The sequence below is a fragment of the Mesorhizobium sp. M1A.F.Ca.IN.020.04.1.1 genome (assembly GCF_003997315.1).
Taxonomy (GTDB): Bacteria; Pseudomonadota; Alphaproteobacteria; order Rhizobiales; family Rhizobiaceae; genus Mesorhizobium.
Genome location: NZ_RZSN01000175.1, coordinates 1 through 11,932, shown reverse-complemented (window position 1 = coordinate 11,932; position 11,932 = coordinate 1). Strand labels below are relative to the sequence as shown.

General features: G+C 60.1%; 17 protein-coding genes and 2 pseudogenes. 9 read left to right on the top strand and 10 right to left on the bottom strand.

Annotated elements, in window-relative coordinates:
• From EOA49_RS26115 to EOA49_RS26105, 3 genes and pseudogenes are all read right to left on the bottom strand, one after another.
• Positions 1–366: TlpA disulfide reductase family protein (locus tag EOA49_RS26115; RefSeq protein ID WP_245460804.1), on the bottom strand; the 366-nt coding region annotated here is incomplete at its 3' end.
• Positions 367–644: 278 nt separating this feature from the next.
• Positions 645–920: pseudogene (locus EOA49_RS26110) on the bottom strand (pyridoxal-phosphate dependent enzyme); the annotation flags it as partial.
• 8 nt (positions 921–928) lie between these two features.
• Complete coding sequence (locus tag EOA49_RS26105; RefSeq protein WP_127240680.1) at positions 929–1,186, bottom strand: hypothetical protein; 258 nt, start codon at positions 1,184–1,186, stop codon at positions 929–931.
• 611 nt (positions 1,187–1,797) lie between these two features.
• Here EOA49_RS26105 and EOA49_RS26100 point away from each other — a divergent pair.
• On the top strand, positions 1,798–2,727 hold the full coding sequence (locus tag EOA49_RS26100) for a TauD/TfdA family dioxygenase (protein ID WP_127240679.1): 930 nt from the start codon (positions 1,798–1,800) through the stop codon (positions 2,725–2,727).
• A gap of 880 nt (positions 2,728–3,607) precedes the next feature.
• Positions 3,608–3,814 carry a hypothetical protein gene (locus EOA49_RS33725; protein WP_164547116.1) on the top strand — a complete coding sequence of 69 codons (207 nt, stop codon included), beginning with the start codon at positions 3,608–3,610 and terminating at the stop codon, positions 3,812–3,814.
• Positions 3,815–3,966: 152 nt separating this feature from the next.
• Here EOA49_RS33725 and EOA49_RS33720 read toward each other — a convergent pair whose 3' ends face one another.
• Positions 3,967–4,155, bottom strand: a complete 189-nt coding sequence (locus tag EOA49_RS33720) for a hypothetical protein (protein ID WP_158302651.1) — start codon at positions 4,153–4,155, stop codon at positions 3,967–3,969.
• Positions 4,156–4,637: 482 nt separating this feature from the next.
• Here EOA49_RS33720 and EOA49_RS33715 point away from each other — a divergent pair, with 482 nt between their 5' ends.
• From EOA49_RS33715 to EOA49_RS34145, 6 genes and pseudogenes are all read left to right on the top strand, one after another.
• A complete protein-coding gene (locus EOA49_RS33715) occupies positions 4,638–4,925 on the top strand; it encodes a multicopper oxidase domain-containing protein (protein ID WP_236473615.1) in 288 nt (95 codons plus the stop codon).
• Between the two features lie 260 nt (positions 4,926–5,185).
• Positions 5,186–5,482 (top strand): hypothetical protein, encoded by a 297-nt coding sequence (locus tag EOA49_RS33710; protein ID WP_236473614.1) that lies wholly within the window; start codon positions 5,186–5,188, stop codon positions 5,480–5,482.
• Positions 5,483–5,551: 69 nt separating this feature from the next.
• Positions 5,552–6,034, top strand: coding sequence for a multicopper oxidase domain-containing protein (locus EOA49_RS33705; RefSeq protein ID WP_245460803.1), 483 nt, complete (start codon positions 5,552–5,554; stop codon positions 6,032–6,034).
• A complete protein-coding gene (locus tag EOA49_RS33700; protein ID WP_236372580.1) occupies positions 6,031–6,255 on the top strand; it encodes a DUF411 domain-containing protein in 225 nt (74 codons plus the stop codon). The genes EOA49_RS33705 and EOA49_RS33700 overlap by 4 nt, the downstream gene beginning before the upstream one ends.
• A 214-nt stretch (positions 6,256–6,469) precedes the next feature.
• Positions 6,470–6,788 (top strand): annotated as a pseudogene (locus tag EOA49_RS34030) (hypothetical protein).
• 53 nt (positions 6,789–6,841) lie between these two features.
• Positions 6,842–7,078, top strand: a complete 237-nt coding sequence (locus EOA49_RS34145) for a redoxin domain-containing protein (protein WP_236372577.1) — start codon at positions 6,842–6,844, stop codon at positions 7,076–7,078.
• Positions 7,079–7,328: 250 nt separating this feature from the next.
• Here the strand turns inward: EOA49_RS34145 and EOA49_RS26065 are convergent, their stop codons facing one another.
• The 3 genes from EOA49_RS26065 to EOA49_RS33690 all read right to left on the bottom strand — a co-directional run bounded on the left by EOA49_RS26065 (position 7,329) and on the right by EOA49_RS33690 (position 9,429).
• On the bottom strand, positions 7,329–7,745 hold the full coding sequence (locus EOA49_RS26065) for a hypothetical protein (protein WP_063169404.1): 417 nt from the start codon (positions 7,743–7,745) through the stop codon (positions 7,329–7,331).
• Between the two features lie 1,048 nt (positions 7,746–8,793).
• A complete protein-coding gene (locus EOA49_RS34020; RefSeq protein ID WP_259980032.1) occupies positions 8,794–8,922 on the bottom strand; it encodes a hypothetical protein in 129 nt (42 codons plus the stop codon).
• 93 nt (positions 8,923–9,015) lie between these two features.
• Positions 9,016–9,429: a hypothetical protein gene (locus EOA49_RS33690; protein ID WP_236372576.1), complete on the bottom strand. Its 414-nt coding sequence runs from the start codon at positions 9,427–9,429 to the stop codon at positions 9,016–9,018.
• A gap of 249 nt (positions 9,430–9,678) precedes the next feature.
• On the opposite strand from EOA49_RS33690, the gene EOA49_RS33685 reads away from it, so the two are divergent.
• Positions 9,679–9,879, top strand: coding sequence for a hypothetical protein (locus tag EOA49_RS33685; RefSeq protein ID WP_245460801.1), 201 nt, complete (start codon positions 9,679–9,681; stop codon positions 9,877–9,879).
• A 46-nt stretch (positions 9,880–9,925) separates the two neighbouring features.
• Here the strand turns inward: EOA49_RS33685 and tnpB are convergent, their stop codons facing one another.
• Genes tnpB through EOA49_RS26045 form a run of 3 tightly spaced genes read right to left on the bottom strand, consistent with a single transcriptional unit; the run spans position 9,926 to position 10,853 of the window.
• On the bottom strand, positions 9,926–10,081 hold the full coding sequence (gene tnpB / locus EOA49_RS34015; protein WP_084831567.1) for an IS66 family insertion sequence element accessory protein TnpB: 156 nt from the start codon (positions 10,079–10,081) through the stop codon (positions 9,926–9,928).
• The gene (locus EOA49_RS33675) at positions 10,078–10,326 is read right to left on the bottom strand and encodes a transposase (RefSeq protein ID WP_236372571.1); all 249 of its coding nucleotides are present in this window, start codon (positions 10,324–10,326) and stop codon (positions 10,078–10,080) included. The genes tnpB and EOA49_RS33675 overlap by 4 nt, the downstream gene beginning before the upstream one ends.
• A gap of 53 nt (positions 10,327–10,379) precedes the next feature.
• Complete coding sequence (locus EOA49_RS26045) at positions 10,380–10,853, bottom strand: transposase (RefSeq protein ID WP_029356640.1); 474 nt, start codon at positions 10,851–10,853, stop codon at positions 10,380–10,382.
• Between the last annotated feature and the right edge of the window lie 1,079 nt (positions 10,854–11,932).

Genomic DNA, 11,932 nt, shown 5'->3' with positions numbered 1-11,932 from the left:
GGTCGGGACCCCGTAAGAAAAGCTGGGCTCCATCCAAAGCTTGTCCATTTCGCCTGTGGAGTCGAATGCGATCCGATAGTTCAGATTCGGGAATTTTTCGGTCAACCAAGCGTCCAACGTGCTTCGGGCCTCGTCGGCCGTTGGAGCGTCTTCAGAAGCCGCGACTCCGACGATCTCAACGCCGTTGTCCTTGTATTTCTCCTGCAGCTGGATCAGATGGGGCATCCCGTCCACACATGGGCCGCACCAAGTTGCCCAAAATTCGACTATGCACACTTTGCCGGGCTCAAAGCTGGTGAGGGGCTCGCCACGCAGCCAGTTCTCGACTTTAATCGAAGGAGCCGGGGACTCCATCTGCAATACCACGTTGCGGTCCAAAGCTATTTCCAAAGGTTTCTGCACGAGCTGGTTTCCTCTCAGAGACGGCACACGGGTTCAGGGAGGAGCGGATCGCTCGTCTTGCCCCATTGAGTGCAGTCACAGTCACTCAGTCTCAAAAACCATGCCAACGCGCTCAGCGCGCAGTTAGCGCCCATTGCTTCGAAAAACCTCGACAGTGCCCAGATGTTGGTTGTAATGAACCTGACATTTGTCTGACGCTGTCAGCTTTTGGACACGCGATCACGCGCTTCGTGCCGCCAGAAGGCCAGGCCGAGCTCTGTGTTGCCAGCGGTCGCTTCGATGATTGTACCGCCCCGCGCGAGCTGGCCACGCTGTTCGGCATTAACGATCATCGACAACGCAATGCGATCCTTGATCGATCCGCCGGGATTCTGGCTTTCGAGCTTGACGAAGAGACGACACCTGCCGGTATCGAAGCTCTTCAGTTCGACGACCGGCGTCTCCCCAATCAGATCGAGCACTGACGCAAATGGCGGACGCAGGCGAGAGGACGCCTTTGTCGACGGTCGGCGGAACATCTCGAGGCTCATGCGGCTGCGGTCTCCAGAATGTCGGCATAGTGCCGTTGCGCAGCATCGGGATGCGAGCGCAGTCGGCTCTTCAGCAGTTGCGGAACAGTGGATTGTCGGGGTCGCTGGCGGGGGACCCGCTTCGGCAGCCGTTCAGGCGGCAGGTCAAGAAACCGTATGTCGGCATCAAGCAGCGCGCCGAAGAAGAAGGGAATCGAAACAGTGCCCTTCGAAAGACCCAGGGCAACGGAAATCATTGCATCGGGCGAGTTCATGCGCCTGAAGCAGCGCTGCCTGCAACTGCTTCATAGCGACAGGCGGGCGAGACTCTAGCGAGGCTTTCGCCGCTTGGTTGATTGAGGCTCTCGACGAAGCCACTAAGATTCGGCGGCCGATAATAGCTTGCTGCTCATTGGGACGTCGACCAACGCCGGGATTGAGAAAGGCAACCCTGCCCCACAAGGCGGGTGTCACACGTGCGGTGCGTCCGCTCGTCACGCCGGATGGTTTTTGAGACCTGGGTTCACGGCTAATCAGATGCACCCCTGTCGTCGTTTCGGTGCAGGCCGCCAGGGGGGCGTGTTGCAGCAGCTTGCAATTAGTTTCGCCAGTACGGGGCGTGCGAGCACGGGGCTGCACAATGAGATCATATGCCGGCGTGGGGACCAAGGTGTGGCGCAGCCTTAGAGAACTCAACACCGAGACCGGAGCAACGGAGACTGCTCTTTCGTCGAGCCAGTTTAAATTAGAACATTCTTTCTATAGTTTACGTCAATTATCCTGTTCGATAGCTCTGTCGACTAGCGATGAGACTTTTCAACGCAGCGCGGACATCCGCTGGCCGGATGTGACTTGCTATCCCTTTCAAGATCAAACAGGAGAACCCATGAGCAATCCAGTCCTTGTCAACCGGACCATTCTTGACTCCGACGTTGTACCGCTGACCAGCCGTGTCGGAGCTGAAATCAGAGGCGTTCGCCTTGGCGGAGACCTTTCGGACGCAGCGATAGCAGCCATCAACCAGCTTCTTCTAAAACACAAGGTGATCTTCTTCCGCGGCCAGGAGCACCTCGACGATGCGGAGCAGGAATTGTTCGCGCGGCGTCTGGGTAACCTTGTACCTCATCCCACGCAGGGGCCGGCAGCCGGCACGGCCTCAATCCTCAATCTCGATTCCGGCCGTGGCGGTGGCAGGGCAGACCAGTGGCATACCGATGTGACTTTCGTCGATGCCTATCCGAAATTCTCGGTCCTACGTGGCGTCGTCATTCCGGCGGCGGGGGGCGACACGATCTGGTCCAACACGCACGCCGCGTACGAGAATCTGCCGGCGCCGCTCAAAATATTGGCGGACAATCTGTGGGCTATTCATAGCAATGCCTACGACTACGCAGCCGTGCGCCCGCGCGCCACAGCCGAAGAGAAGAGGCACTTCGAGGAAGTCTTCACATCGACGATCTACGAGACCGAGCATCCGGTCGTGCGCGTCCATCCCGAAACCGGGGAGAAGTCGCTGCTGCTCGGCAATTTCGTGCAGCGCCTCGTCGGCCTTTCCAAGAGCGATTCCGCCAAACTCTACGAGGTGTTCCAGTCCTACGTCACTGCCCCGGAAAATACCGTGCGGTGGCGCTGGCAAGTAAGCGACGTCGCTATCTGGGACAACCGTGCTACCCAGCATTATGCGGTCAACGACTATGGCGACCAGCACCGGGTTGTGCGTCGCGCTACGGTTGACGGTGACGTTCCGATCGTCGTCGACGGTCGCCGCAGTATAACCCGTGTCAAGGCAGCCAAGCCGGCGGCGAAGGCAGCCTGACCGTCTGAACAGGGTAAAGATGAAAACTTCGTATCGCCGCGGCCATATCGCGCTGCTTAACCGCCCCACAAAGCCTTATGATTTCCGAGAAGCAAGGCGAGTTGCGGGCTCGAGGCTTGGCCCGAAATCGAGGTCCTGCAGCGTGGCGCATGGCTCGAGTCGCTGCTCGTGGCCCCGCTGCAGCGGTACAGGTCCCCCACCGCCCCACCATCTCGCCCGCCCTGCACCTCGGATAGCGATCATTCACCGTTTGTTCATTATGATAGCGCACGATCATAACTGGACATGCTGGTAGCTCGTACATGCCTGAAGGCCCTGCGCGCCGACCCAGCGCCGGGGCCTTTTTACTTCCGCAAAATCGATTCCAGCAACGCGGGCACTTCGCAGGATGTCGCAATCCCGCGCTTGCGATGATACGCCGTACAGCGAATTGCGCGAGTCAAACGAATTTGGGTTCCTCAAATATAGAATCGTCGATACCGATCCTGATGGATCGAGCCTCGACGACGAAGTCAACCATCTTCAAACGGAATTATTCAACATTGCCGAGAGCTCCCGGTGTGCCGTCGAAGCCGACATTCGGGAGGTCAGCGGTCACCAACGATCATGGTGATCGCCAGCATCTTTCGTATTCACATGACCGTCGGCCTGGTACTTTCCCGAGGCCATGACATGAGTGGGTCTTCCAAGCACCGATTTGGCCCGGTAGGATTTGCAGGGGGCGCGGACAAGCGGATGAACAAACGGAATGATGCTGGAAAACTGCGCGCCTGCTGGGATTTAGCCGACCGTCGATAGGAACATAGCCCTGGTCGACGGCTTTCTGAAGGGCAAGAGTTTCGCCGACCTGGCTCAGGAACATGGCTTGTCGACAACGAGGGTGCGCCAAATCATCGAGAAGGCCGATCGGCTCGTGGGCGGCGGCATTCAGACCAAGACTGAAACGTCCAACGCCTCGCCTCGATCCGATTTCATGGTCGACTATCCCTATGTGTGCAAATTGGCCGAGAAGCACCGGCTGGGTAGCGTCACGCCGCATCATTCTTTGCGGAGCTGGAGCGCGCGGGATCGCTGGAGCGGCTGGTGAAAGCGGTTGCCGGGGCGCACGCCAACAACAACACGTGAGCTGGCGCCTCGTGTGGCAAAAGGAGAGGGCGAGAGCCCATGGCCTGCAATGAAGCGATCAAGCATTGCGATCGTGGAACCAAGCTGCCCAGTCGACCATCCGGACCGCGGCCTTCAATGCCAGCTCGCCTTGGAATCGGCCTTCCAGGAATTGGCTGAGCGCGCAGCGGAATCCGGCTGGACCGAGGAGATAGCCACGCGCTCCTCGAACTCGCCGGCGCGCGCCTCAGGAGCGACTCCGCCAATCACGAGACTGAGAGGACGATTAATCGTGCCAGGGCAACGAGAGAGCGGCAGGTTCAAGAAGCTTCGCCTGACCCGATAGGAACGTCGCTGCGCCAATAAAATTGGCGGTGAAGGCTGACCGCGGCCGAGTCGGGCAAGCGAGCGAAGTGCTGAAATAAGGGCGTGAGAATCCAAGACATCGTTTGTAGAGAGCATCGAGCTTCGCGAGATTGTGGTACAGGATCGACCGCAGGTGTTCTCGGAGCGCTCGCAGAACCCGGGATTCTTCCGCGGCACCCGCCAAGGCGAAGAACGGTCAGAGTTGCACGATAACGCTTAAAAGCGAGCCTTCCTCCGAAAGTCTGCGCGCGCAGTTCCACGGTCCGATGCGCTTTCATAGCTATTCCAATCGCCGCGCCCATTCTCTCCCGGATCAGGTCCAGCGGGTCTGCAGTGCATGCGCCCCCAAAGTGGACGCCATTGGGCCGGGTGAACCGGGCTCGATTGCGCGCCGAAGGCCCGTTCCAGGCCCGGAAATCCGGGTCCGTCAGGGCGAGCGCGTGCGGGTCGAGGTAGAGAACGGCCTTGCCGAGAAAACGACCGTGCACTGGCATCGCGTGCGTGTGCCACATGCCATGGATGGCGTGCCTCACCTCACGCAGAAGCCGATTGGAGCGGGCGAGCGCTTCGTCTACGAGTTCGACGCCGTCGACGTCGGCATCTGCTGGTATCACCCGCACCAGCGGAGCTTCGAACAGGTCGGGCGCGGACTTTATGGTCCGCTGATCATCGAGGAACCGAAGGCGGTGCGGGCCGATCGCGAGGTGACCTGGATGCTCGGTGACTGAGGGCTGACGAAATCTGGCGCAATCAGCGAGGATTTCGGCAACCGGCACGACATTCACCACAATGGCCGCGTCGGCAACACGGTTACCATCAATGGCCGCGTGCCGGATACCTTTGCGGTCAGAAAGGGCGAGCGCATCCGGCTGCGGCTGATCAACGCCGCCAATGCACGCATCTTCAGTCCCGACTTCACGGGTTTTCAGGCCGGCCGTCATCGCGCTCGACGGCCAGCCGGTGACGCCACACGCGCCGGAGGCGGGTGGTGCTGGGTCCCGCAATGCGCACCGATCTGATCCTCGACATGACGGGCAAGCCGGGCAGCCGGCTTTCGATCTTCGACCAGTTCTACGAGGGGCTGGAATATGAGCTCGTCGATCTTGTTTATTCCGACACTCCGCTTAGGGCACGTGTGCCTGATTGGCCGCTGACCCTGCCGACCATTCCGCTGCCGGAGCCGGACCTCGATACAGCGTCCCGCAACGAAGTCGTCTTCACCGGCGGCATGATGGGCGAGATGGTCGCGCAGGACATGGGTGAAAGCATGGGTCCGGGCGCATGATGCAGGACGATAAATTCCGGCACCGCCTGGTTCATCAACGGCGTCGCCGCCGACGAGGCCAATCACGACATGAAGCCGGGGCTGACGCTCTTGCGGAATAAGAGCCACGTCATCGCCACGACCAACGCAACCGCGTGGCATGATCCGATCCATCTGCACGGCCATTCCTTCCGGGTGATTTCCCGCAACGGCCAGCCCACCCCACGTCGCGAATGGCAGGACACGGCGCTGGTTTCGCCGCGCGAGAAGGTCGACATCGCCTTCGTCGCCGACAATCCCGGCAATTGGATGTTCCACTGCCACGTTCTCGAACACCAGGCGGCCGGTCGCCTGACCAGTCCACAAGCCGAAGGAGAAGCAAAAATGTCCAATACCCTGATAGCTCTTGTCCTCGCCTCGATCCTGTCAGGCGCCGCTCCGGCGTTCGCCGGCGAAAGGACGTCACGCTCTACAAGAACCCGCAATGCGGCTGCTGCGAAGGTTATGCCGGCTATTTGCAGGAAACGGCTTCGCTGTCACCGTCAAGGCCGACGCACGACCTTTTCGCCATGAGCCGCGAAGAGGGCATTCCGCCGGAAGCCGATGGCTGCCTTCTCTCGTTCATCGACGGCTATGTGGTGAGCGGCCATGTGCCGGTCGGCACGGTCAACAAGCTCTTGACCGAGCGGCCCGACATCAAAGGGCATGACGCTGCCCGGCATGCCGATGGGCTCCCCCGGCATGAGTGGCACGAAGGAAGCGCCCTTCGAGATTCTCGAAATCCGGAAGTCTGACGGGACCGGCGGCGTCTACGCCACGGAATAGGAGGCTTCGATGATGGAATGCATGAGCGGCATGATGATGTTCGGCATGGGCCTGGTGTGGCTGCTTGTCGTCGTCGTGCTCGTCCTCGGGACGGCCGCGCTGATCAAGTACCTGTTCTCCAGCGGCGGCAAAGGAGAAGGGCGTCGGTCCTCTTATCGATGCGTGGCCGCGGCAGGCCTCGGATTGGTCTGGACATTGCCTTGGCTCGCCAACTGGATGGCCGGTGGCGGCGCCCCGGCCGCGGCGATAGCGCTAGGCAAGACGGTTTTAGCCAGGCGAAGGTCAGCGCGATTGGAAAGCCCGCTGCCTTCGGGACGCATGCCGGCGCCGGGACCGGCCGCGGTCGTCGGCGGCGGCTACCAGAGCGACATGCCGGGCTTCGGGAATGTCCTCACCGACGAGGAGATCCGGGCCGTTCTGGCCTTCATCAAAAGCACATGGCCCGAGCGGGAACGCGCCTATCAGGCAGATGAGCCGCCGGGAGCGGGAGCAGACACAGTGAGACCAATCCTAGCCGCGGACCCCTCGAACGCCCCCAACCGGAATGCATTGTCCATGAAAGCGAAACCGTCGCTTGCGATTCAATTTCTGGCGCTGATCCTCGCGACCTCCGCGCTGGCCCACCATCCGGGCGCCGATCTCGACAAGATGAGGGACAGCGCGGAGAGGTTCTTCCAGGCGATCGACGAGCAGGCCGCGCCGCCTTTCGAACTGGCCGACGCGGACGGAAGGGCCGTCCGCCTTTCCGATTTCTCCGACAAGATCGTGGTGCTCTACTTCATGACGAGGTAACCTTGGAAGAAGAAGGCGACGGCCACTGGCGGCAGGATGGCAAGCACGCTGGCCGCAAAAAGCGGCCCATACTCATAGAAGCGGGCCGGTTCTGTCGCAAATCGTGCTTTTGGCCACAACTGGACGCTTTCGCGCGCTTATGGACCAGCTCACATGTCCAACAACGCAAGCAGATGACAGGGCTCGACGTGCCCCGGGGTGGCGCCCTACTTCCACGCTCGCACTGTCACACTCCCGCCGAAAGGCGGGTTTAGTGAGTTATGGCAGTGACTGTGCCACCAGTCCAAACGTCGAGTTTCGCGGCAACTTCGACGCTTTCCTTAGCTGACTTGCCCAAAACCAGCGCGGCCAAAGCATACTGCTTGCCGCTCCCGATGGCATAATATTCACCTTTCACGGGATCACTTGGCAGCCAATTGCCGTCCAACAATACGGCTTCCCCATTTTTGCGCACTATCAGCGCCTCAAATTCAAAATTGTCGTCGTTGCGCGGCACAGGAATATCAGAAACATCCATGCCCTTCTCAACCCAGTCTCGAACGGCCTTTGGAATACCCAAGGACGAAGAGGAAACGCCGATGAGTGTGCCGTCGCATAAGCGAAACACCTTCGTTTTCTCACCGACGGATACTGAGTCAAAACCCAAGGCTCGGCCGTCGCCAGCCATGGTTCCGTTCCTGTAAGCTATTGTTGTCATTGGCACCCTTCTATCGCTACATCAAACTTCAGGACCTTGCGCATGTCCCCTGTGTCAAGGTCACTGACCGACGGCCTATTTGCCTGATACACGATACAGGCTGCGCTCCTTGAGTTCGCGCACGGGTGGCCGTCATCTTGCCGCCTTCGCGCAATGCCTTGAACAGGCCGAGTCTGTCCCCCAGCGGGAATGACAACCACCTCCATGTCGTTGAAAAGCAGGAAATCCGTCACTTTGCCTCGTCGGTAACGGGCGGAGCCGGAGCGGTCGTCACCGGGCAAGCGCGGTCGCAGTAGGTATCCTGGGCAGCCCGTCAGACATGGATGGCTCCGGTTGTGGTGACGGGGAGGGCGATAAGCAAGTTCGGGCCAAGTGATTGTTCCGCGGCTGTATGTTTTGGTGAGGTGATCATGCGACTTCTTGTTGGTCGGTCACGTGTTTGCGGATAACCAGCATGCGCTGTGCCAAATGAGAAAACCATTTAAAGTCAATCCAGCAGATCTGACTGTATTCCGACATTGTCGGAAATTGGACATCGCCGAACGCGAGCGCTCGGGGCTTGTGATGATACTTGGGCGTGCTGCTTCGGAGGAGGGATGCGCCTCGTACCGGCCGCGAAGCCTTCCTGCATTTAAGGCGCCAGATCAATTGAACGCGCATACCAGTCAGCCGTCCCGTCGTTTAGTCCAAATGGCGATCCATCTCAGCGCGCTCACGCCATCCACCTTTCTGCGCGACCCAAGCTAAACACGCTCGGCGATGATTAGGATACCTACTACATCTGGACCCGCCCGGCCTTGCTCGCCTGCGAGACTTGAGGCGTTCGTCGATCGGATAGAGGTTTCGATTCAGGAGACGTGCTTCGTGATGCGGCCATGATAGGCCGGTCCCTCACCGACTGCCGCACGCTCGGAAGAAGCCAAGGTAGGCGACAAGCCTCTGTGGATCGCTGAAGCGCCGAATGTTGCCGATTGCCGCGGCAACGTTCGCACCCACGGTGACGTCGGAGGCAACGTCATCAGGCGACGGATTGTCGGATCCTAGTGGGCACCACCGCGATATCCGCCTCGACCACCGTCAACGCCTCGTTGATCTGATTGATCAAGCCGAGGTGGCACTCGATGGCGGCGCGCTCAAGGAGCAGCATGAGTTAACACCTACTCCTAGCGCCGCTCCTGGAGTCCTATTTCCGCCGGCGCCTGACGAAGCAGCGCAATGCGACTCCCGCGACCGTGGCCAGCTATCGCGATGCCTTGCGCATGCTGATCCTCTTTGCCGCCGCCCGATTGCGGAAGAAGCCGGGGGCGTTGGCGCTCGAAGAGCTGATCGAGATCTCGTTCTCGCTTTTCTCGACGAACTCGAGGAGAAGCGGAACAATTCCGTCACCACGCGCAACGCCCGCTTGGCCGCGATCCGATCTTTCTTCCGCCACGTCGCTGCCGCCGACCCGGCATCCTTCGGCGTCGCCCAACGCGTGCTGACGATTCCCATTAAACGGACGCACATTGACGTGACGTACCACCTCACCACGGCCGAAGTGGACACCCTCATCGCGGCGCCAGATCCAAAGACGCCCCGTGGTCGGCGCGACCGAGCCTTTCTGCTCTTTCTTGGCACGAACCGGCGCCCGGGCCTCCGAAGCCACCGGCGTCAACGCAAACGACCTTCAGTTGGAGCGGCCGCACCCACAAGTGCTGCTGCGCGGCAAAGGGCGTAGAGACCGCGTCGTCCCCATTGCTAAGGACCCGGCTGCGGGCGCTGACATCCTTGTTGAGCGAGCGCGGGATCGCCCATCACGAGCCGCGACCGATATTCCTCGGCGCCCGCAACGAGCGCCGGGCCTACCAGACCGGCTTTGGCCGACAAGCCCATATCGCCGCACATCTTCCGGCACTCCCTCGCCATGAAGCTTCTCCAGTCCGGCCTGGACCTTTTGACGATCCAAGCCTGGCTCGGGCATGCACGGGTCGCCACGACCCACCGCTATGCCACAGCGGATGTAGAGATGATGCGCAATGGACTCGAGAAGGCGGGCGTCACCGGCGATCACGGCGTGCGTTTCCGACCAAATGACTCCGTTCTGCAACTGCTGAACTCCATCTGAATGTTTATGTGGCGGAGGCAAGCTGGGTTTGGCCGGTCCGAAGGGGTCAGGGCGGCTCCGCCACATAATCTCGCCCGACGCATAAATGCGGATCCCGGCCCAATGTCTCCTGAACCTGCAGAGCGAGACGCTGCATTCCGCGACGCATATCGGTCCGGCCCACCGCCAACCAGATCCGCACCTGGCTCGGGACCGGGATCATGAAACGCCCCGCGCCTTCACCATCGCCGCTGCCAGTGTTGGCGGCGTGGTCAGTGGAATCCGCAGCCGCACCTTGCCGGCGACCTCCAGCTCGATCACCACTGGCGGCGGGAGCGGCTGGGCGCGTTCGTCAAGAACGTCTTCAGTTGCCGGCTGCCCGGTCTCAGGTCGAAACAGCTCGTTGCGCCAGTATCGGCTGCTGGGCGCGACGCTGTTCGCTGTGTCACAGGAAGAAAGGAAGGTCACCTTGGAGCTCAGGTCAGTCGCCCCTCGGCTTTTTGCCTATGGCGGCAAAGGGCTCAAGCAAGCCCGAGCTTTTTCCTGAGCTCGGCGTTTTCTTTCCGGAGCCGGTCAGCGAGGAGCTTCTTCAGACGGGCGTTCTCTTCTTCAAGCTTCACAAGATCCTTGAGCTCATCGCTCTGTGTTGTCTGCCCAGCAGCCCTTTTCCAGTGATAGTACGTCTGTTCCGATATTCCAGCGTTCTGAACGGCTGCCTTGATACTCTCTCCCCGTCCGATCTGCTTCTCGATCTCGCCGAGCTTCTGGGCACGCTCGTTCTCAGAGTAATTTCTCCGCGCTGCCCGGACTGTAGGCGAAGCGATCGCTTTAGATGAAGACGCCTGAAGAGCCGAGCTGGCGGCTCTGGTTCGTATAGCACCTGCGCGCTGCGCGGTCCGCTTCCGCGTCTTCGGCGCCTTTATATCGGGTGTCTGTTCCTTCACGGGCACCTCGCCTGCTGCCTGGGTTGCCTCAGTTTCCTTAAGGTTGGACATCAGAAACTCCCTGCGATTTCAAACATCTATTCTAGCACGCAGCATCTAGAACTTATGGGCTTTGTCAACTGCGGCCACAAAACCGTGCTCGCCAATGTCGCCGTCCGACGCGTTAACATGATGCCAGTAACTGCGGCAATGCAATCGGTTCGCAATCCGCAACAAAGAGTATCGGCTGGATGTGCACGACGCCCCAGTCTCTGAAACAGCGTAGCCGCCCGGTAAGAGCCGCTTTCAGTCTGCCTTAGAAACAAGGTGGTCGGTCGCCACTCCCGCGCATACTATCCGTCTACTCTTGCTCCTCGCACGGCGCCAGGTCCTCGTCATCGATGCCGGGCAGCGTCGCAGCGGCTAAGCCAGCCACTCGCATTGCTCCCTGACAGGATGGTGCCGATCCTGCTGAGATCGCATGCTGGCGCGACGTTGCTTTGCGGCCACCGTCGCGCCTGCCCGTGAACTGTTCGCGCCTGTGCTCATGCTCGCCTTGACACCCTCGATGGGTCCATCCGGGATGGTCAACCATCCGGAACATAGCGGGCAGGCGGGCATCTTCACCAGCAGTCTCTGTGTCGCTCTCGTGGCGGCAAACAAGATCGAGGCTGGCAGGGTGATGATCAACGGTCCTCGAACCATCGATTTTGATCGCGGTGGCCGTTCAGTGTGTTCAAACACGAGGCGCCGTTAGACGGCACCGCAGCATCATAGCGAAGTGCCATGCAGGACGACTCCCTGCAGCATCGTCTCGCGCAGCCAAACACTTGCCGGATCACTGTTGTGAACGGCCGGACGTTTGACGGCCTGTGACGCGAAAAGGCAGCGGAAGATCTAGCATTTATGGGGGAAATGTTTTTTCGGAGTGCTTGACCCGCAGGAAGGGCATGACTGCCTATCGCCCGACCCGGCAAGGCCGCACTCATGACCGGCTGGGCTCGGATCCTGCATGCCGCGCCCGTGAGGTTACTTGTCGGAAGTGCGTCGAGCACAACGACGAGATGTAGTTCACGATCTTTGAAACGCGTGGTCAACTATCCAAAGTGTGGATGCCTTTCATCGAAACAAACGATTTCATCAATGTTGTG

Bases quoted from the DNA above. Each gene is read 5' to 3' on its own strand.
- EOA49_RS26105 (WP_127240680.1), bottom strand. From the start codon at position 1,186: ATGAACTCGCCCGATGCAATGATTTCCGTTGCCCTGGGTCTTTCGAAG.
- EOA49_RS26100 (WP_127240679.1), top strand. From the start codon at position 1,798: ATGAGCAATCCAGTCCTTGTCAACCGGACCATTCTTGACTCCGACGTT.
- EOA49_RS33705 (WP_245460803.1), top strand. From the start codon at position 5,552: ATGAAGCCGGGGCTGACGCTCTTGCGGAATAAGAGCCACGTCATCGCC.
- EOA49_RS33700 (WP_236372580.1), top strand. From the start codon at position 6,031: ATGAGCCGCGAAGAGGGCATTCCGCCGGAAGCCGATGGCTGCCTTCTC.
- EOA49_RS34145 (WP_236372577.1), top strand. From the start codon at position 6,842: ATGAAAGCGAAACCGTCGCTTGCGATTCAATTTCTGGCGCTGATCCTC.
- EOA49_RS26065 (WP_063169404.1), bottom strand. From the start codon at position 7,745: ATGGCTGGCGACGGCCGAGCCTTGGGTTTTGACTCAGTATCCGTCGGT.
- EOA49_RS34020 (WP_259980032.1), bottom strand. From the start codon at position 8,922: ATGCTGCTCCTTGAGCGCGCCGCCATCGAGTGCCACCTCGGCTTGATC.
- EOA49_RS33685 (WP_245460801.1), top strand. From the start codon at position 9,679: ATGAAGCTTCTCCAGTCCGGCCTGGACCTTTTGACGATCCAAGCCTGG.
- tnpB (WP_084831567.1), bottom strand. From the start codon at position 10,081: ATGATCCCGGTCCCGAGCCAGGTGCGGATCTGGTTGGCGGTGGGCCGG.
- EOA49_RS26045 (WP_029356640.1), bottom strand. From the start codon at position 10,853: ATGTCCAACCTTAAGGAAACTGAGGCAACCCAGGCAGCAGGCGAGGTG.